Origin of the sequence: Paraburkholderia adhaesiva (genome assembly GCF_021390575.1) — a bacterium.
In the GTDB taxonomy this organism is placed as follows: Bacteria; Pseudomonadota; Gammaproteobacteria; order Burkholderiales; family Burkholderiaceae; genus Paraburkholderia; species Paraburkholderia adhaesiva.
On record NZ_JAJEJQ010000002.1, the window covers coordinates 454,921 to 470,144 of the forward strand.

The window sequence follows — 15,224 nt, forward strand, 5'->3', positions numbered from 1 at the left end:
GACACCCTTGTACGGCGCAGACAACGCCGATGACACGACCGGCAACGCAACCGCAGAACATGCCGCGACGGACGACGGCACGACGAACAGCCCCGCGCCCGACCATCACGCCATGAACGGCATGGCGATGAACGACGAGGCGATGGACGCCATGGACGCTGCGGCGCCCGCGACGCAGGACGATACGGCGGCGCACGAACACCACCACATGATGGGCAGCGGCACGATCAAAACGACGGTCGACTACACCGTGCCCTCCGTGACGCTCGTGCGGGAAGACGGCAAGCAGGTATCGCTCACCGATGAATTGAACGACGGGCGCCCGGTCTTGCTGACCTTCATCTACACGACCTGCACGACGGTCTGTCCAATGGTCAGCCAGACCTTCCAGGAGTTTCAGGAAAAGCTGGGCAGCGAGCGCGACAAGGTGCATCTGGTGTCCATCTCGATCGACCCGGAGGAAGACACACCCGAGCGCTTGAAAGCCTATGCAGCGCGTTTTAACGCTGGTCCGGAATGGCAGCTTTACACGGGTACGGTCGAGGCGAGTATCGCTGCGCAGCAGGCGTTCAACGTCTATCGCGGCGACAAGATGAACCATACCGCAGCGGTATTTTTCCGCGCTGCACCAGGGCGGCAGTGGTTGCGCATCGACGGGCTTGCATCGCCGGCGGAACTGCTCGACGCGTATCGTCAAGTGATTACGGCCCAATAGCGAGTCGTCTTCGGAGAACGGACCAATTGGGCTTGCGACATCGCGTCCTCATTGCGGAAGACCAGCACCTGCTGCGCGGTGGACTGTGCGCAATGGTCTCCGCGCTCGACGACTTCGAGATCGCGGGCGAAGCGGGTGATGGTCGCGAGGCGTGTCACCTCGCGGCGAAACTGGACCCCGATCTGATCCTCATGGACCTGTCCATGCCGGCGATGGGCGGTCTCGATGCGATCGCCAGCATCAAGCAGATGCGTCCGGCGATACGCATCATCGCGCTCACCGTTCACTTCACCGACGACCACGTCGATGCCGTGCGAATGGCAGGTGGAGACGGCTACGTCGTCAAGGATGCCGCGTTTGCGGACATCGTGGACGAGATGCGGCGCGTGATGACCCGGCTGCCTCGCGTGCCGGCGCACGCATCGCGGGGGACGCTCTGGATTTCCGGCGTCGAACCGGCAGAGGGCGTGCCCGACGACCGCGCCACCGCGTGCGCGCCGGCACGGGCGTTTCTCACGCAACGCGAACGCACGGTTTTGCGGCTCGTGGCACAAGGCCACACGAACCGCGAGATCGGCGCGTATTTGCGGCTCAGTTCCAAGACGGTCGAAAAGCACCGCGCCAGCCTGATGCGCAAGCTCGATGTGACCAACGTGACGGGGCTCGTTCGCGCCGCGCTCGACATGGGCATGGTTGCCCTGCCGGATCGCACGCGCACGCTCATCACGTTCCTGTGATTTCCGCTCGCGAGCAAGCCGGAACCGGGAGGGCGATTACCCATCGCGATGGACGGAACTCCCTACTTATTGCGGGCGTTTTCATGCTCAAGAATGGTAGCAACGGGCCGTGTATGTGGACAGCGGTCAGTCGGTAAAGGAGTAAAGGAGGCGCCGTGCAATACGAACGAGGCTCCACCACAGACGCCGTTCGAATCCGCACTGCGGCGGCGCAATCAGCGGGTCGGACGCGATCATGGCGCATGGCACGCGGCTTCACGCTGCTCGAGCTGCTCGTCGTCATGGTCATCATCGGTTTGCTCGCAGGCCTCGTTGCGCCGCGCTACTTCGAACAGATCGGCAAATCGAACACCCGCATCGCGAAAGCGCAGATCGATTCCCTCGGCAAGGCGCTCGATCAGTACCGTCTCGACGTCGGTGAATATCCGACCACCGAGGAGGGGCTCGATGCGTTGATGACGAAACCCCAGGACGCGCCGCACTGGAGCGGGCCCTATCTGCAAAAGGCCGTGCCACTCGATCCGTGGGATCGTCCCTACCACTATCGCTCGCCCGGAGAGCACGGCGATTACGACCTGTACTCACTCGGCAAGAGCGGCCAGGGAGGCGGCACGGGCGAGAACACCACCGTCTCGTCCTGGTAGTGCGCGAAGCGAGGAGACCGGCGTGAAATATCTGCTCCATGGATTCGATGCCTCGGGCGAACTGCAGACGCTGCGGATCGACTGTGACACGCCGCGTGCCGCCGAGGCGCTTGCCCGGTCGCGCGGTCTGCGCATCGTCTCCTTGAGGCCCGCGCGACGCACGCTGCCGGCCCTGCTGCCCGGACTGCGGCCCAGGGTGTTACGGTTCGACGTCGATCTGTTCGCACGCGAACTCGCGGCTTTGCTCGATGCCGGTGTCGGCGTGATTGAAGCGCTGCGCACGCTGGGCGGCAACGAGCGGCGCGATGCGTCCGCCGCCGTGTATCGCGATCTGCTGAGGTACCTGGAGGAAGGGCATTCGCTTTCCGCGGCACTCGAACATGCGGGTAGCGTGTTTCCACCCGTGCTCATTGCCTGTGTGAAGGCGAGCGAGCAGACGGGTGGACTCGCCGACAGCCTCGCCCGCTATTCCCGCAATAGCGCGATGTTGCGTGAGTTGCGCAGTCGCGTCGTGTCCGCGGCCATTTATCCTTCCGTGTTGCTGCTCGTAGGCGCTTGTGTCGTCCTGTTCCTGCTCGGCTTCGTTGTGCCGCGGTTCGCGACGCTTCTCGAACACAGCGGGCGCGAGTTGCCGTTTCTGTCGCGCGTTCTGATGGCGTGGGGTGTCGTCGTGCACGCACACGGCACGGCCCTCGCTGTGGGCACGTTTGTTTGCATCGTTGCGGTCGTGGTGGCCCTGCGCCGTCCCGCAACACGCGACTGGGTGGTGGACCGTCTCGTCACGCTGCCCGGAATCGGCCCGCATTTTCACGTGTTCTGCCAGTCGCAGTTCTTCAGGACTACTGCAATGCTCGTCGATGGCGGCATTCCCGCAGTGCGCGCCTTCGAGCTTGCACGCGGTCTCGTGGGGCGCGCCGATCGCGCGGCACTCGCCGAAGCGATGCAGCGTATTCGCAATGGCACGCGCATGTCGGAGGCATTTCAGCAGACTGGCCTCGCGAGCGCCATCACGTACCGGCTCCTGACCGTGGCGGAAAAGACGGGGGCGCTTGGCCCCGTGCTCGACCGGATCGCCGGTTTCCAGGAGGCACAGGTGTCGCGGACGATCGACTTCGTGTCGCGGCTCATCGAGCCGGTCATGATGATCGTGATTGGTGTCGTGATCGGCGGCATCGTGGTGCTGATGTACATGCCGATCTTCGAGATTGCTTCGAGCATCGGGTAACGCCGGAGCCACGGGATGGACACGAACGCCGCCGAAGACCGCTATGCCGATGGCCCCGAAACGCTCCGGACGTTGCGGGCGGTTCATGACTCGGGCGTGCGCGCGATGGACGCATGGCTGACACGGCCGGGCATCGACGTCGATGTGGCGCTCTCCCGGCTCGCCCACGCATTCGGCATGCAGTCGATCGGCATGCAGGAGCTCAATCACCTGGAGCCCGACTTCGAAGTGCTGACGTTCGTCGAGGCAACCACGCGCCTGTGCATCTGCTTCCATGCTGCCGACGGCGTCGGCCGGCTGTTCGTGACCGCCGATCCGCTCGACGGCCGCACGCGCGGCATGATCGACCACCGGATGCGCACGCATCCGTCCATTCCTTACTCGTGGATGCTCGCGAGCCCAGGCGATCTGAGCGCGTGGCTCGCGGTGCGCGAGAAGGACGTCCGCGCGATGGATTCGCTGGCGCTCGAAGGACAGTCGTCGAACGCAACGGACCCCGCGTCGCTCGCACTCACGCTGCAAGGCATCAGCAACGACGACAGTCCGGTCGTCCGTCTGCTCAATTCGACGATCTACGACGCGCTGAAGATGGGCGCAAGCGACATTCACCTCGAGTGCCGCACGGCGGGTCTGTTGATCAAATGTCGTGTCGATGGCGTGTTGACGGTGGTCGGCCGGGTCGAGGGGCGCGACGTCGCGGATCAGGTTCTGTCGCGCGTGAAGGTGATCTCGGAGCTGGACATCGCGGAGCGCCGCGTGCCCCAGGATGGACGCTTCAAGGCGATTTACGCGGGACGCGAGATCGACTTCCGCGTGTCGATCATGCCAAACCAGTTTGGCGAGGATGCGGTGCTGCGTATTCTCGACCGCTATCAGCTCTCGCAGACGAGCGGCGGATTGACGCTCGAAGCGTTGGGTTTCCAGCCGCACGACACACGCTTCATGCGTTCGGTGGCGGCGATGCCGTATGGAATGCTGCTCGTCACGGGCCCCACGGGAAGCGGCAAGACAACCACGCTGTACGCCATCCTCACCGAAATCAACGACGGGCTGGACAAGATCATCACGATCGAAGATCCGGTCGAGTATCAACTGGGCGACGTCCTGCAAATTCCCGTCAACGAGGCGAAGGGTCTGACGTTCGCGCGCGGGCTGCGTTCGATTCTTCGGCACGATCCCGACAAGATCATGGTCGGTGAAATCCGCGACCCGGAGACCGCGCAGATTGCCGTACAGGCTGCCCTGACCGGTCACCAGGTCTTCACGACGGTCCACGCGAACAACGTGTTCGACGTGATAGGACGCTTTACCAACATGGACGTAGACGCGTACAGCCTCGTGTCCGCGCTCAATGGTGTCGTCGCGCAGCGGCTTTTGCGCAAGTGCTGCAGCGAATGCGTGGCCGACGATGACACCGTCGATGCCGATATGCTCGCGCGCTCGGGCATTGAGCCGGAGCAGGCAGCGGCGTTCCGCTTTCGACGTGGAATCGGCTGTGCGCTTTGCCGGGGTAGCGGGTATCGCGGGCGCCGCGCTATTTCGGAAGCGCTGCGTATGAACGATGAACTGCGCGAGCTGTTGTCGGAGCGCGCTCCGCTCGCTCGCATCAAGGAGGCAGCGGCCCGCAGCGGCATGGACAACCTGCGTGCCGCCGCGGTGCGGCTCGTGATGAACGGCGAGACGACGCTCGAGGAAATCAATCGTGTCACCATGGTTGAATGAACCCGTCACCATCGGCATCGCGACCGATCATGTCGCGATCGGCCCGAGTGTGTGGCCGCGTGACGGGCTACTGCAGCGGTTCGAACGGCACCTTTACGGGGCGCGCGTCGAGGACGCGCTCGTGTCGTTCGACATCGCGCCGCAGCAGTCAGCAACGGAGGCTGGCGTCATCGACGCGTTGGGGACGGCGCTCATCCATGCAGCGACGAATTCCGGGCCGCAGGCGCGGCTACCGTCGAAGCGCCGCGTCTTCATCGTGCTCGACGATTTCTGGGGATATCACACGATACTGCATGGCGATTTCCGCTCGCTTCGGACACACGAAATCGAGGAGATCGTGCTCGCGCATTTCGCCGACGTGAACGACCTCGATGCTGCCTCCGTGCTCGTCCGCTTCGACGTTCAGCGCGGTGGACGGGCGGTCTTTGCGAGTGCGCTGGCGCGATCCCTGTATGACGCGATTCATGATGCGGTCAACGCGGCGGAGATGAAAATCGCCAGCGTGACGCTGTGGCTGCCGGTGCAATTGCAGACACTGCGCGGACAGGTTGCTTCGCGCGAGGCGATGCTGTTGTTCGTTGGCAGCACGTTGCTGCAGGCGGTGCTGGTCGATGGCAATGGATGGTCCGGCTATGACGCTCAACGGCGTTTCCCCGGCGACACGGTGAACTCTGCGTGGATTGCCGGTTTCGCCGAACAGGTTTTCGAACGCGCCGCGCTTCACGCCGGTGCCGTGCGCGAAGACTACGACGTCTATCTCTTTGGTGAAGCGGTCGACACGGCGGCATTCGAAGGCCGTTTCCGCTCGGTGATCGGTCCCGCGCAGTCCACTGTCGACTGGTTGTCGACCCGCCAACCGGTGGAGGCCGTGCAATGATGCCCGACCTTCACATCGATTTCGGACAGCGGCAACAGCGTCCGGCGCGTGCGGGCATCGCACTCCTCGGCGTCGCGCTCGCGCTGACCTTTGTCGCCGTCTTGCACTTCTGGTTCGCGCAGGCTACGCGCGAGCGCCAGGACGCGGCACTCGACGCTCAACGGCACGCGACCTTCTTCAAGTCTCACGCACCGAAAGCCGTACTCACGCCCGCGCAGAAGCTCGCGCAGACGCAAGGCGCAGCGGTCCTGCGGGAGCTTACGGTGCCGTGGCAGGACCTGCTGTCGATCGTCGAGGACTACCGCAACCAGGACGTAGCGTTGATCGGCATCGACCAGAACCCGGCGCTCAGTCAGATCCGTATCACCGCGGAGGCGAAGAATCTGGATGCGATGGTCGCTTACCTGCGCTATCTGCAGACGAGCGTGCTGCTGCGTCAGGCTGTCCTGAACGGGCATCTGGTCGAGACGAACGTGCCGGGTAACCCCGTTCGCTTCCAGATCACCGCAGTGTGGGGCAAGTCATGAAGCCCGCCCAGGCCATGTTCCGGCGCGAACTCTGGCGCGATCGCTGGCTCACGTGGCGGTTCGAATCCCGTCGAACACTCGGCATGCCCGGGCTGCTGGGCATCGTGCTGCTTTTAACGGCGGTGTTGATCGTCACGACGACGCCCGCGACCGACACCGAAGACATCGCATCGACGACACGACCTGCAAAGAGGGCGGGGCACGCGTCCACCGACCGGTCGAGTGCCGAGCCCATCGCGCTCAGCACCTTGCCTGATCTCTTCCCGGCGTTCGGCCAGAGCGCGGACGACATCGAGTCGATTATCGGTTTCGCGCGCGACAGCAACCTGACGCTAGGCTCGGCGGAATACCAGATGGGCAACGCCGAGCCGGGTGCAGGTTTTCTGCACTATCAGGTACTCATACCTGTGAAGGATCAGTATGCGTCGATCCGCAAGTTCATCGCGCTCGTGCTGAATAGCATTCCGAATGCCGCGCTACGCGAGATCCATGTCGAGCGTCCCGCCGTCAACGGAGAAGTGCTCGACGCGCGTGTGCGGTTCGAACTGATCTATCGGAGGGCGGGGCCATGAGAGCGCGACGCATCGAGTACCTCGTCGTCGCGCTGTGCGGGCTGGCTGCCAGTACGTACGGATTGCGCGCACTGACGATGACGGATCACGCGCCTGGCTCTTCGTCGCTGATCGGTGCGCCGCTTCGCGCCGCGCAACATCTGGCGGCCGGTTTCATGCCGATCGAGAAATCAGCAGGCGGCAACGTGCCGAAAACTGTGGCCGCGAGGCACCGCGCGAAGACGGTACCTTCTACGCCCACGGTTGCCGCTGCACCGGCGGCCGGCGCACCGCAAATGGATCGCTCCAGCGCTGCATCGTCCGAACTCGTGAACATGGATCGCATACCAGGCGCGGACGTGGCGACTGATGCGGAAGCCGCATCGGATGCTCATATCGACACCGCGACACAGGTTCAGCATGACGAAGCCGCGTTGCTGGTAGACCGTGTCGCAGGCGCCGGAGTGGCGCCCGATTCCGAAGCGCCATCCGTGACGCACGACGAACCCGCGCGTCCAGTCGCAGCGCCTGCCCGGTCTGCGCCGCGCAGTCGGCTTGCGTCGTTGCGGGCGCCGCTATCGCTAACGGCGGCCAACAATCCGTTCATCTCATCGTCGTGGCTTCCGCCCCCGCCGAAAGTCGAGGTAACTGAGGCGCCGCCTCCTCCGCCTCCGCCACCCACAGCGCCGCCGCTGCCATTCGCCTATCTGGGCCAACTTGATGCGCAGTCGGCAAAACCGCAGGTGTTCTTGAGTAAGGGGGACGATCTGCTGATTGTTTCGCCCGGCGACGTGATCGATGCGAGTTACCGGGTCGAATCCATATCGGATGCGGAAATCGTGATGGTCTATCTGCCGCTGAACCAGCGCCAGGTTATCTCCATGCGGTCCGAAGGGAACTAAATGAGACCCGCACACAATGGCAGTGGTCGCAAGGACGCTCCGTGCGATCGGCCCGTCGCCCAACCGCCTCGCCGTGATGAAGCGAGCAGCGGGCGCGCCGCTGTGCGCAGAGTCGCACTTGCGGTCGCAGTCGTGTTCGCGTTGACTTCATGCCAGATGCCAGTGAAACAGCCGTCGCCTACCGACGCAGAGTATCAACTCAGCCTGATGCATGACCGCGATCAGAAGGTGAACGCACTGCTCGACGAGGCGGACTCGCTGCGCCAGACCTATCGGTTCGATCTCGCCACGCAGAAGCTTTTTCAGGCGTGGCAGATCGATCCGACCAGTGAACGTGGGCGCAAGATCGCCGCGGAGGTCGAGCGGGACCGGCGCGACCTCGCGACGCTGCAGGAGGCGGATCGCATGATGAAGCGCGGTTCGTATGCGCTCGCTGACGAACGCGTGGAACGCGTGCTCGCGCAGAATCCGTCCAATCCGCTCGCGCTGCAGATGCGCGCGGAGATCGAAGACAAGCGTCGGGCGCAGCGCGAGGCAAAGGAGGAGTCCGTTGCCGCGTCGTCGATCATGCACAAGCCGGTGACGCTGCAATTCCGTGATGCGAACGTGCGCATGGTGTTCGAGGCCCTGTCGCGCACTACGGGGCTGAACGTGATTTTCGACCGGGACGTGCGCGCGGATCTGAAGACGACCATCTTCGTCACGAACGCGACGCTGCAGGATACGGTCGACATGATCCTGATGCAGAATCAGCTCGACAAGAAACAGATGAATGCGACCACGTTGTTCATCTATCCGGCGACGCCCGCGAAGCAGCTCGAATATCAGGAACTGAAGGTACGTACGTTCCAGCTCTCCAACGTCGATGCGAAGCATATCGCAACGCTTTTGAAGAGCCTCCTGAAGATCAAGGAAGTCGTCGTCGACGAGCACGCGAACACGGTCACGATCCGCAGTACGCCCGATACGGTGCGCGTCGCGGAGCAGATGATCGCCGCACAGGATCTCCCCGAGCCGGAAGTGATGCTGGAAGTCCAGGTGTTCGAGGTGTCGCACGACCGCTTGACCGATCTCGGCATCGAGTGGCCCAACACATTCACGATGTCGACGCCATCGACCGTCACGACGTGGGGCCAACTGCACCATCTGCCGCTCAATGAGTTCAACGTCAGTGGACTATCGGCGACCGCGAACTTCAAGCTGAGCGACGTCGATGCCAACCTGCTCGCGAGCCCACGTATCCGTGCGCGGAACAAGGAGAAGGCGCGCATCCTCATCGGTGACAAGGTGCCGGTCATTTCGAGTTCGAGTACGCCGAGCACGAGTGGTCCTTCTTTTACACAGATGATTCAGTACCTGGATGTGGGCATCAAGCTCGACGTCGTGCCGCAGGTGTACCGCGACGGCGACGTCGGAATCCAGCTCAATCTGGAAGTCAGCAACATCACGAATACGATTTCGAACAGTAACTCGACGACCGGCTTGACCTCGCTTGCTTATGAGATCGGCACGCGAAGCGCATCGACGAGCCTGCGCCTGCACGATGGCGAGAGCCAGATCATGGGCGGCCTGATTCAGGACGAGGATCGCGTCACGGCCGACAAGATTCCCGGTCTCGGACAGTTGCCGGTGCTCGGGCGACTGTTCTCGAATCACAACGGCGATCACCTGAAAACCGAAATCGTGTTGCAGATCACGCCGCATATCGTCAGGCCGCAACTGGCTGCCGACGCCGATACACAGGAATTGTGGACGGGCACCGACACGAAAGTGCACACGGAACAGTTGCGGCTCGATCCGGTGATAGCCGACGCATCACAGGCAGCGCAGGTCCCGACGACGCCTCGCGCACAGGGATTCGTCGGAGGTGGTACGACTGCTGCGAACAGTGCAGCGGCAAATCGCGCCGCGGCCGCGACCACTGCGCCGCCGACGAGCGCGTTCGGACAGCCACCACCCGCGCCACGCACGACGCCGCCACCGGCACCCTATGGCGGACGCTATTCGACCTTCCCGGCGGTGCCGGCCACTCCACAAGGCGCTGCACCCGCGCCCGTACCCGCGCCCGCGCAGCCGGACGCGACAGGTACCGGCGAGACCGAGCAGCAAAGTGGCGAAGCGCCGGCTGCCAACGTGCCCGCCGCACCTGCGGCGCCCGCGCCAGCACCTGCACCAGCGGCTGCACAGCCGGCCGCGCCGCCGCCGGTACTCGTCATGCCGCCAGGCGATATGCCGAGCGACAACCCGTTACGTCCAATCCAGAACGGCTACTGAGCGTCATGAAGGGGTTTCTGCACGAACGATTGCGCGGCCGGGGTCACTCAGGACCCCGCCGCCGTGCGCGCGGATTCACGCTCATCGAACTGGTCATCACGCTTGCGCTTGTCGGCATACTGGCGCTCGCGGTCGTGCCGTTTTCGGAGCTGATCGTGCAGCGGCAGAAGGAACAGCAACTCAGCACCGCGCTGCGCGAAATCCGCACTGCGCTCGACGCCTACAAGGAAGCGAGCGATACCGGCTTGATCGACAAGGAAGCCGATGCATCTGGCTATCCGCCCACATTGACCGTGCTGGTGACGGGCGTCGCGAATGCGAAGGACCCGAAAGGCGGCCTGCTGATGTTTCTACGTCGTGTGCCGCGCGATCCGTTCTATCTGGGCGATCCGCAGGTCGACGCGGAGGACACCTGGAACCAGCGCGCTTATGGCGAGCCGCCGCCGCGCGCCGCGAACCCGGACAATCCGGACAGCCCCGACACTACCGACAACACCGACAACGCGGGCGCACCGGACGACGTTGCGAGCCGCGCAGGCAAGGACGTTTTCGACGTGACGTCGAAAAGCAATCGCGTCGGCATCAACGGTATTCCGTATAACCAGTGGTGAACACGATGAATAGTCGCCAACCCGACCGCACACGCGGCTTTACGCTGATCGAGCTGGTGGTCGTGATGGCGATCATCGGTCTCTTGCTCAGCATTGCGCTGCCGCGCTATATGCACAGCATCGACCAGGGCAAGGAGCGGGTTCGTCAACAGAACCTCGCGGTAATGCGCGACGCGATCGACAAGTTTTACGGTGATAGAGGGCAGTATCCGGAAACGCTCGACGATCTCGTGACGCAGCACTATCTTCGCGCGATCCCGGTCGATCCAGTCAACGGCGATGACAAATGGGCGACGGTAGCGTCGCCGAACGAAGACGTGGCGGGCGTCTACGACGTTCTGCCCGCGAGCAGCCCACGGGCCGCCAAAGGGCAGGGGGAGGCGCAGTGAAAGGCTGTGCTCGCGGCAAGGTCCGGCGTGGTCCACACAGGCGCTACGGCGCGCGTTACCGCGGCAAGCAGCGGGGACTCGTACTGCTGACGTTTCTGATCGCGTTGATGATGATGTCGATTGCGCTGGCCGCCGCACTCGATGTGTGGTGGTTCGAGCGGCGTCGGGAACAGGAGACGCAACTGCTTTTCATCGGCGACCAGTACAGGCTCGCGATCTTGCGCTATTACCGCGTCGGCCGAACGCTGCCGGCATCGATCGACGATCTGCTCGACGACAGGCGCTTCCCAACACCGCTGCATCATTTGCGCCGTGCCTGGCCCGACCCGATCACCGGCCGCAACGACTGGGAGCTGATGATCACCGGCGGCCGCATTTATGGCGTGCACAGCCGGTCGGAGCAGGAGACGATCAAGCGCAGCGGCTTTCCGCCTCGCTACGAGGATTTTGAAAATCAGACAACCTATTCCGGCTGGTTGTTCTTTTTCATGCCGACTGTCGTGCGCAGCTATGACAACACGGGAAGCGCGACAAGTGGCATTGCGGGGTCGAGGCCGACCTCCCCCACATCGTCGTTCGATCCGCTGAACTCGAACCTGCCACAGTTCACGCCGAAGCCGATGCGTTAATACGCCTCGCGAGGCGAGTTGATGAAACTGCTGCTCAGGCTTCGTGCGAGCTGCCGCCTCCATCCGCATACAGCGCTTGCGGATGGTGAGACGGCCGGGCGCGGCGCAGGCGCCCGATAGTGTGGCTAGCTTATCGTCCGGCTGCCCCGGACCGACTCGCTAGTCCACGGTTGGTCGTGGCATTAGAAAATCTGACGCAGACCGATCGCAGCACCAACATTGTTGGTACGGCCGAGCCTGTCAACCTGGCCGGCGGCGTTGGTCGAACCCGCATAATCCGCTGCAAACGCACCGTTGCCGCGTGCGAAATCTACCGTGCCATAAACTTCCGTGTGCTTGGACAGCGAATATTCGGCGAGCACGGTTGCCGAGTAGTTAATACCCGATCCAAGTTGTCCGTCGAGCAATTCGGCGTTCCGCGTGTGGCCGTAATAAGCCGCGACGGTGATCAGCAGCGGATTGGTGGCTTGCCAGTTGCCGCCCAGATAAAGCGTGTCGTCGATCCGGTTCGGGCTGCTTCCCGGCAACTTCGGCGCGCCGGATTGCTGCATGTTGGAGTCGGTCGTACCGGTCTGATCCTGGGCGTGCAGCCAGCCTGCCAGCAGTCTGACCGAGGGCGTGATCTGATACGCGCCGCTGACGTGCAGCATGTTGATCTTCGCGCCATTGGCGATGCTGCCTCGAGCGGACGAGACGGACGTCTGCTGGAAGCCCGTGTCCAGCTTCGCGGGCCCGCGCTCGTAGGTGACTTCCACGCCATACGTGCTGTCGAGACCCACCGAGCCTGCCTGATTGCCAAAGCCGTAGATCGCGTCAATGCTCAAGCCGTTCACGGACAGCTTGTACTTGACCGAATTCGGGACAGTCAGGTACGGACCCATCCCATTCCACATCCAGCTGTCCTGCCACCAGTTGCCGACTTCGAGCGGATCGAACACATCGCCCATCGTGTCGTAAAGCGGCGAATGCTGATTGCCGAAAGTCAGCGATCCGTATTTGTTGCTCGAAAGGCCGACATAGGCTTGCCGGTTAAATATCGTGTTGGACGAACTGAAATTTCCGTTGTAAAGACGGAAGCCATTTTCAAGGCGGAAAATGGCCGACAGCCCGCCGCCGAGGTCCTCGGTGCCACGCAATCCCCAACGGCTGTTTGTTTCTGGGCCGACGGTCATGCCCACCATGTCTTTACCATCCGGGCCAGCGTTGGTCTGATAGCGAATTGCGGTATCAACGAGGCCGTAGAGCGTGACGGAGCTTTGTGCAAGCGCTGGTGTAGATGCGACGGCGAAAAGCGTAGCCGCTGCCCCTGAAATCGCGATTATTTTCATATGATCCTGCCTGTCCTGGGAGAGCTGTGTCGATGTAGGCGGCTCCATGCAGGGTCTGGATGCATGGATACCCGGGCGGCAGAATAGTGTTTATCTTTTGTGTCACATATCGCACTACTTTGAAAGGTCCTTTCCATATCAGGCAAGAATGGAAGACCCCCGTCAAATGCATGGAATTGCAGTGACGTTTATGTGTTTCTTGATTTTGTGCTGTTGGGAATAGGCGACAGGCGGGCAAAGTGTCGAAGAGAGATCATCCCGGCTGCGGTGTGATCTGACGGATTACCGCTGTCGAGCGTTTCGACGAGCAGGTTTTCGGAAGTCACGCTTCCAGGAATGGCTTGGCGTTCGCTGGAAGCATCGAAAAGAAGAGGGCGACTGGTACCCCGTCATTCACGTATTAATGATGCCGGTACAGCGTCTTGTCTATGGCCGTGGCGACGGCGTGCCCGCCCGCTTCCGATGTGCCATCCGCTACACCGCCGACGGCTGGCGCATTATTCATTTCTGCGACCCTGGCCTGTGCTGCCTGAATATCATCAGGGTAGTTGGGGCCTCCGAATCGTGCGGGGGTGTATCCGGCCCGTTGCACCTGGACCAGGTCTGAACGAACCTGTTCGCGCGTGATCTGCGAGCCCGATTGTGCGAATACGGCGACAGGGGCCGCAAGTGCGGCGGCGAGCACAACGGATTGAATTACCGATTTCATGACGACTATCTCCAGACAGCGTTTCGTTTTGCTACGAAGAACGAAGCGCGTATTCAGTGACGCTAGTCTAGGGACGTCGATGTTCAAGATTAAGGTGGATCTTTGAAACAGACCTTTGGTGCATGGCCGGTCTGTTCACGAGGCGTATCGCGATGTCGCGATCAGGCGCCGGGCGTGTCGCTACCGCTATCGCGATCCGTGCGTGACACCTGCGCTCCGCTCTGCTCCGCGTATGCGTCCGTCACGGGCGGCTGCCCGCGCGTGACGGGTGAAAGCGGCACACGCTGCTGGGTGCCAGCCTTCGCGAGCATATGCGCGCTGATCGGCGCCGTCAGGAACAGGAACGCCGGAATCAGCAGTTCGTGCAGGCTCGCGAAGTTGTTGTGCGCGGTGAAGTAAACCACCGACGCGAGCACGACGCCGCCTACACCGAGCGTCGTGGACTTGGTGGGGCCATGCAGGCGCATGAAAAAGTCTGGCAGGCGCGCGAGCCCGATCGCGCCGATCAGCGTGAACAGGCTGCCGAGCAGCAGCAGCGCGCAGACGATTGCTTCGATGACGGTTTGCATCCGGTGGCCTCCTGTCGCCTGGATCGCTTGGATCGCGTGGGTTGATCGTGTCAGTTCAGTTCGATGATGTCGCCGCGCTGCAGATACTTCGTGAGCGCGACAGTGCCGATGAATCCCATCACGGCGATCAGCAACGCGACTTCGAAGAAGATGGTGGAGCGCAGGCTAATGCCGTACACGACGATCAGCGCGATGGCGTTGATGTTGAGCGTGTCGAGCGCGACGATGCGGTCGGGCAGCGCCGGGCCGCGCACGAGGCGCACGAGCGTGAGCAGGCACGCAAGTCCGAGGATGGCGAACGAAACCGGAATGACGATGGCTAGCATGCGAAGATCTCCATCAATGGGGCTTCATAGCGGGTCTTGATTGTGACGACGATCGCGGCTTCGTCGACGAGGTCGAGCACGTGGACGATGAGGCGCGTGCGGTCGTCGGAGAGTTCCGCGCACAGCGTGCCGGGGCTCAGCGACACGATGCTGATCAGGGCTGTGAGTGCGATTTCGTGAGTGCTGTCGAGCGGCACTTCGATGAATGCAGGCCGCAGGCGATGCGTGGGGCCGAGCACCAGCAGCGCGACCTGAACGTTCGCGACGATGATGTCGACGAGGACGTGCATCGCGAGCCGCATAAGAAGCCACGGCCGGCCGAAGTGCACCGGCGTCAGCCACAGTCCTTCGCCGACGATGAAAGCAATCGCGCTGCCGAGCACGGCCCCGAGCAGGATGTTGCCGGCCGAGGCGTCATTCATCATCAGCAGCCAGCTCAGCAGCAGGATGAGTGTGAGCCAGGGGTGAGGGAAGATCCGTTTCAGCATG

General features: G+C 62.7%; 18 protein-coding genes. 13 read left to right on the top strand and 5 right to left on the bottom strand.

Annotation, left to right across the window (positions count from 1 at the left end):
* Window positions 1-142: 142 nt before the first annotated feature.
* From L0U80_RS17585 to L0U80_RS17645, 13 genes are all read left to right on the top strand, one after another.
* Window positions 143-715: an SCO family protein gene (locus L0U80_RS17585; RefSeq protein ID WP_233871385.1), complete on the top strand. Its 573-nt coding sequence runs from the start codon at window positions 143-145 to the stop codon at window positions 713-715.
* 32 nt (window positions 716-747) lie between these two features.
* Entirely contained in the window at window positions 748-1,452 is a 705-nt protein-coding gene (locus L0U80_RS17590; protein WP_233867564.1) for a response regulator, read from the top strand.
* A 242-nt stretch (window positions 1,453-1,694) separates the two neighbouring features.
* Window positions 1,695-2,096: a type II secretion system major pseudopilin GspG gene (gene gspG / locus L0U80_RS17595; RefSeq protein ID WP_233867567.1), complete on the top strand. Its 402-nt coding sequence runs from the start codon at window positions 1,695-1,697 to the stop codon at window positions 2,094-2,096.
* A gap of 22 nt (window positions 2,097-2,118) precedes the next feature.
* Window positions 2,119-3,321 (top strand): type II secretion system F family protein, encoded by a 1,203-nt coding sequence (locus L0U80_RS17600; RefSeq protein ID WP_233867569.1) that lies wholly within the window; start codon window positions 2,119-2,121, stop codon window positions 3,319-3,321.
* Window positions 3,322-3,336: 15 nt separating this feature from the next.
* Window positions 3,337-5,043, top strand: a complete 1,707-nt coding sequence (locus L0U80_RS17605; protein ID WP_233867572.1) for a GspE/PulE family protein — start codon at window positions 3,337-3,339, stop codon at window positions 5,041-5,043.
* On the top strand, window positions 5,024-5,920 hold the full coding sequence (locus tag L0U80_RS17610; RefSeq protein ID WP_233867575.1) for a hypothetical protein: 897 nt from the start codon (window positions 5,024-5,026) through the stop codon (window positions 5,918-5,920). Before L0U80_RS17605 ends, L0U80_RS17610 begins: the two co-directional genes overlap by 20 nt.
* Window positions 5,917-6,447 (top strand): hypothetical protein, encoded by a 531-nt coding sequence (locus L0U80_RS17615; RefSeq protein WP_233867578.1) that lies wholly within the window; start codon window positions 5,917-5,919, stop codon window positions 6,445-6,447. Before L0U80_RS17610 ends, L0U80_RS17615 begins: the two co-directional genes overlap by 4 nt.
* Complete coding sequence (locus L0U80_RS17620) at window positions 6,444-7,019, top strand: hypothetical protein (RefSeq protein ID WP_233867582.1); 576 nt, start codon at window positions 6,444-6,446, stop codon at window positions 7,017-7,019. The genes L0U80_RS17615 and L0U80_RS17620 overlap by 4 nt, the downstream gene beginning before the upstream one ends.
* Window positions 7,016-7,900 (top strand): hypothetical protein, encoded by an 885-nt coding sequence (locus tag L0U80_RS17625; protein WP_233867584.1) that lies wholly within the window; start codon window positions 7,016-7,018, stop codon window positions 7,898-7,900. The genes L0U80_RS17620 and L0U80_RS17625 overlap by 4 nt, the downstream gene beginning before the upstream one ends.
* 156 nt (window positions 7,901-8,056) lie before the next feature.
* A complete protein-coding gene (locus L0U80_RS17630) occupies window positions 8,057-10,174 on the top strand; it encodes a type IV pilus secretin PilQ (protein WP_233867587.1) in 2,118 nt (705 codons plus the stop codon).
* Window positions 10,175-10,179: 5 nt separating this feature from the next.
* Complete coding sequence (locus tag L0U80_RS17635; RefSeq protein ID WP_233867589.1) at window positions 10,180-10,785, top strand: type II secretion system protein; 606 nt, start codon at window positions 10,180-10,182, stop codon at window positions 10,783-10,785.
* A gap of 5 nt (window positions 10,786-10,790) precedes the next feature.
* A complete protein-coding gene (locus L0U80_RS17640) occupies window positions 10,791-11,174 on the top strand; it encodes a type IV pilin protein (protein ID WP_233867592.1) in 384 nt (127 codons plus the stop codon).
* A gap of 83 nt (window positions 11,175-11,257) precedes the next feature.
* Window positions 11,258-11,803, top strand: coding sequence for a type II secretion system protein (locus tag L0U80_RS17645; protein WP_233871388.1), 546 nt, complete (start codon window positions 11,258-11,260; stop codon window positions 11,801-11,803).
* A gap of 182 nt (window positions 11,804-11,985) precedes the next feature.
* On the opposite strand, the gene L0U80_RS17650 is transcribed toward L0U80_RS17645, so the two are convergent.
* The 5 genes from L0U80_RS17650 to L0U80_RS17670 all read right to left on the bottom strand — a co-directional run bounded on the left by L0U80_RS17650 (window position 11,986) and on the right by L0U80_RS17670 (window position 15,223).
* On the bottom strand, window positions 11,986-13,131 hold the full coding sequence (locus L0U80_RS17650) for a porin (protein WP_233867595.1): 1,146 nt from the start codon (window positions 13,129-13,131) through the stop codon (window positions 11,986-11,988).
* Between the two features lie 400 nt (window positions 13,132-13,531).
* A complete protein-coding gene (locus L0U80_RS17655) occupies window positions 13,532-13,840 on the bottom strand; it encodes a DUF4148 domain-containing protein (protein ID WP_233867598.1) in 309 nt (102 codons plus the stop codon).
* Window positions 13,841-14,001: 161 nt separating this feature from the next.
* Window positions 14,002-14,409 (bottom strand): Na+/H+ antiporter subunit G, encoded by a 408-nt coding sequence (locus L0U80_RS17660; protein ID WP_233867601.1) that lies wholly within the window; start codon window positions 14,407-14,409, stop codon window positions 14,002-14,004.
* Between the two features lie 50 nt (window positions 14,410-14,459).
* On the bottom strand, window positions 14,460-14,735 hold the full coding sequence (locus L0U80_RS17665) for a K+/H+ antiporter subunit F (protein WP_124151974.1): 276 nt from the start codon (window positions 14,733-14,735) through the stop codon (window positions 14,460-14,462).
* Window positions 14,729-15,223: a Na+/H+ antiporter subunit E gene (locus L0U80_RS17670; RefSeq protein WP_233867604.1), complete on the bottom strand. Its 495-nt coding sequence runs from the start codon at window positions 15,221-15,223 to the stop codon at window positions 14,729-14,731. Before L0U80_RS17670 ends, L0U80_RS17665 begins: the two co-directional genes overlap by 7 nt.
* Window position 15,224: the final 1 nt, after the last annotated feature.

Excerpts from the sequence above, each read along its gene's own strand:
- L0U80_RS17585 (WP_233871385.1), top strand. The coding sequence starts at position 143 with ATGGACGCCATGGACGCTGCGGCGCCCGCGACGCAGGACGATACGGCG.
- gspG (WP_233867567.1), top strand. The coding sequence starts at position 1,695 with ATGGCACGCGGCTTCACGCTGCTCGAGCTGCTCGTCGTCATGGTCATC.
- L0U80_RS17605 (WP_233867572.1), top strand. The coding sequence starts at position 3,337 with ATGGACACGAACGCCGCCGAAGACCGCTATGCCGATGGCCCCGAAACG.
- L0U80_RS17615 (WP_233867578.1), top strand. The coding sequence starts at position 5,917 with ATGATGCCCGACCTTCACATCGATTTCGGACAGCGGCAACAGCGTCCG.
- L0U80_RS17620 (WP_233867582.1), top strand. The coding sequence starts at position 6,444 with ATGAAGCCCGCCCAGGCCATGTTCCGGCGCGAACTCTGGCGCGATCGC.
- L0U80_RS17625 (WP_233867584.1), top strand. The coding sequence starts at position 7,016 with ATGAGAGCGCGACGCATCGAGTACCTCGTCGTCGCGCTGTGCGGGCTG.
- L0U80_RS17630 (WP_233867587.1), top strand. The coding sequence starts at position 8,057 with ATGCCAGTGAAACAGCCGTCGCCTACCGACGCAGAGTATCAACTCAGC.
- L0U80_RS17635 (WP_233867589.1), top strand. The coding sequence starts at position 10,180 with ATGAAGGGGTTTCTGCACGAACGATTGCGCGGCCGGGGTCACTCAGGA.
- L0U80_RS17640 (WP_233867592.1), top strand. The coding sequence starts at position 10,791 with ATGAATAGTCGCCAACCCGACCGCACACGCGGCTTTACGCTGATCGAG.
- L0U80_RS17650 (WP_233867595.1), bottom strand. The coding sequence starts at position 13,131 with ATGAAAATAATCGCGATTTCAGGGGCAGCGGCTACGCTTTTCGCCGTC.
- L0U80_RS17655 (WP_233867598.1), bottom strand. The coding sequence starts at position 13,840 with ATGAAATCGGTAATTCAATCCGTTGTGCTCGCCGCCGCACTTGCGGCC.
- L0U80_RS17660 (WP_233867601.1), bottom strand. The coding sequence starts at position 14,409 with ATGCAAACCGTCATCGAAGCAATCGTCTGCGCGCTGCTGCTGCTCGGC.
- L0U80_RS17665 (WP_124151974.1), bottom strand. The coding sequence starts at position 14,735 with ATGCTAGCCATCGTCATTCCGGTTTCGTTCGCCATCCTCGGACTTGCG.
- L0U80_RS17670 (WP_233867604.1), bottom strand. The coding sequence starts at position 15,223 with ATGCTGAAACGGATCTTCCCTCACCCCTGGCTCACACTCATCCTGCTG.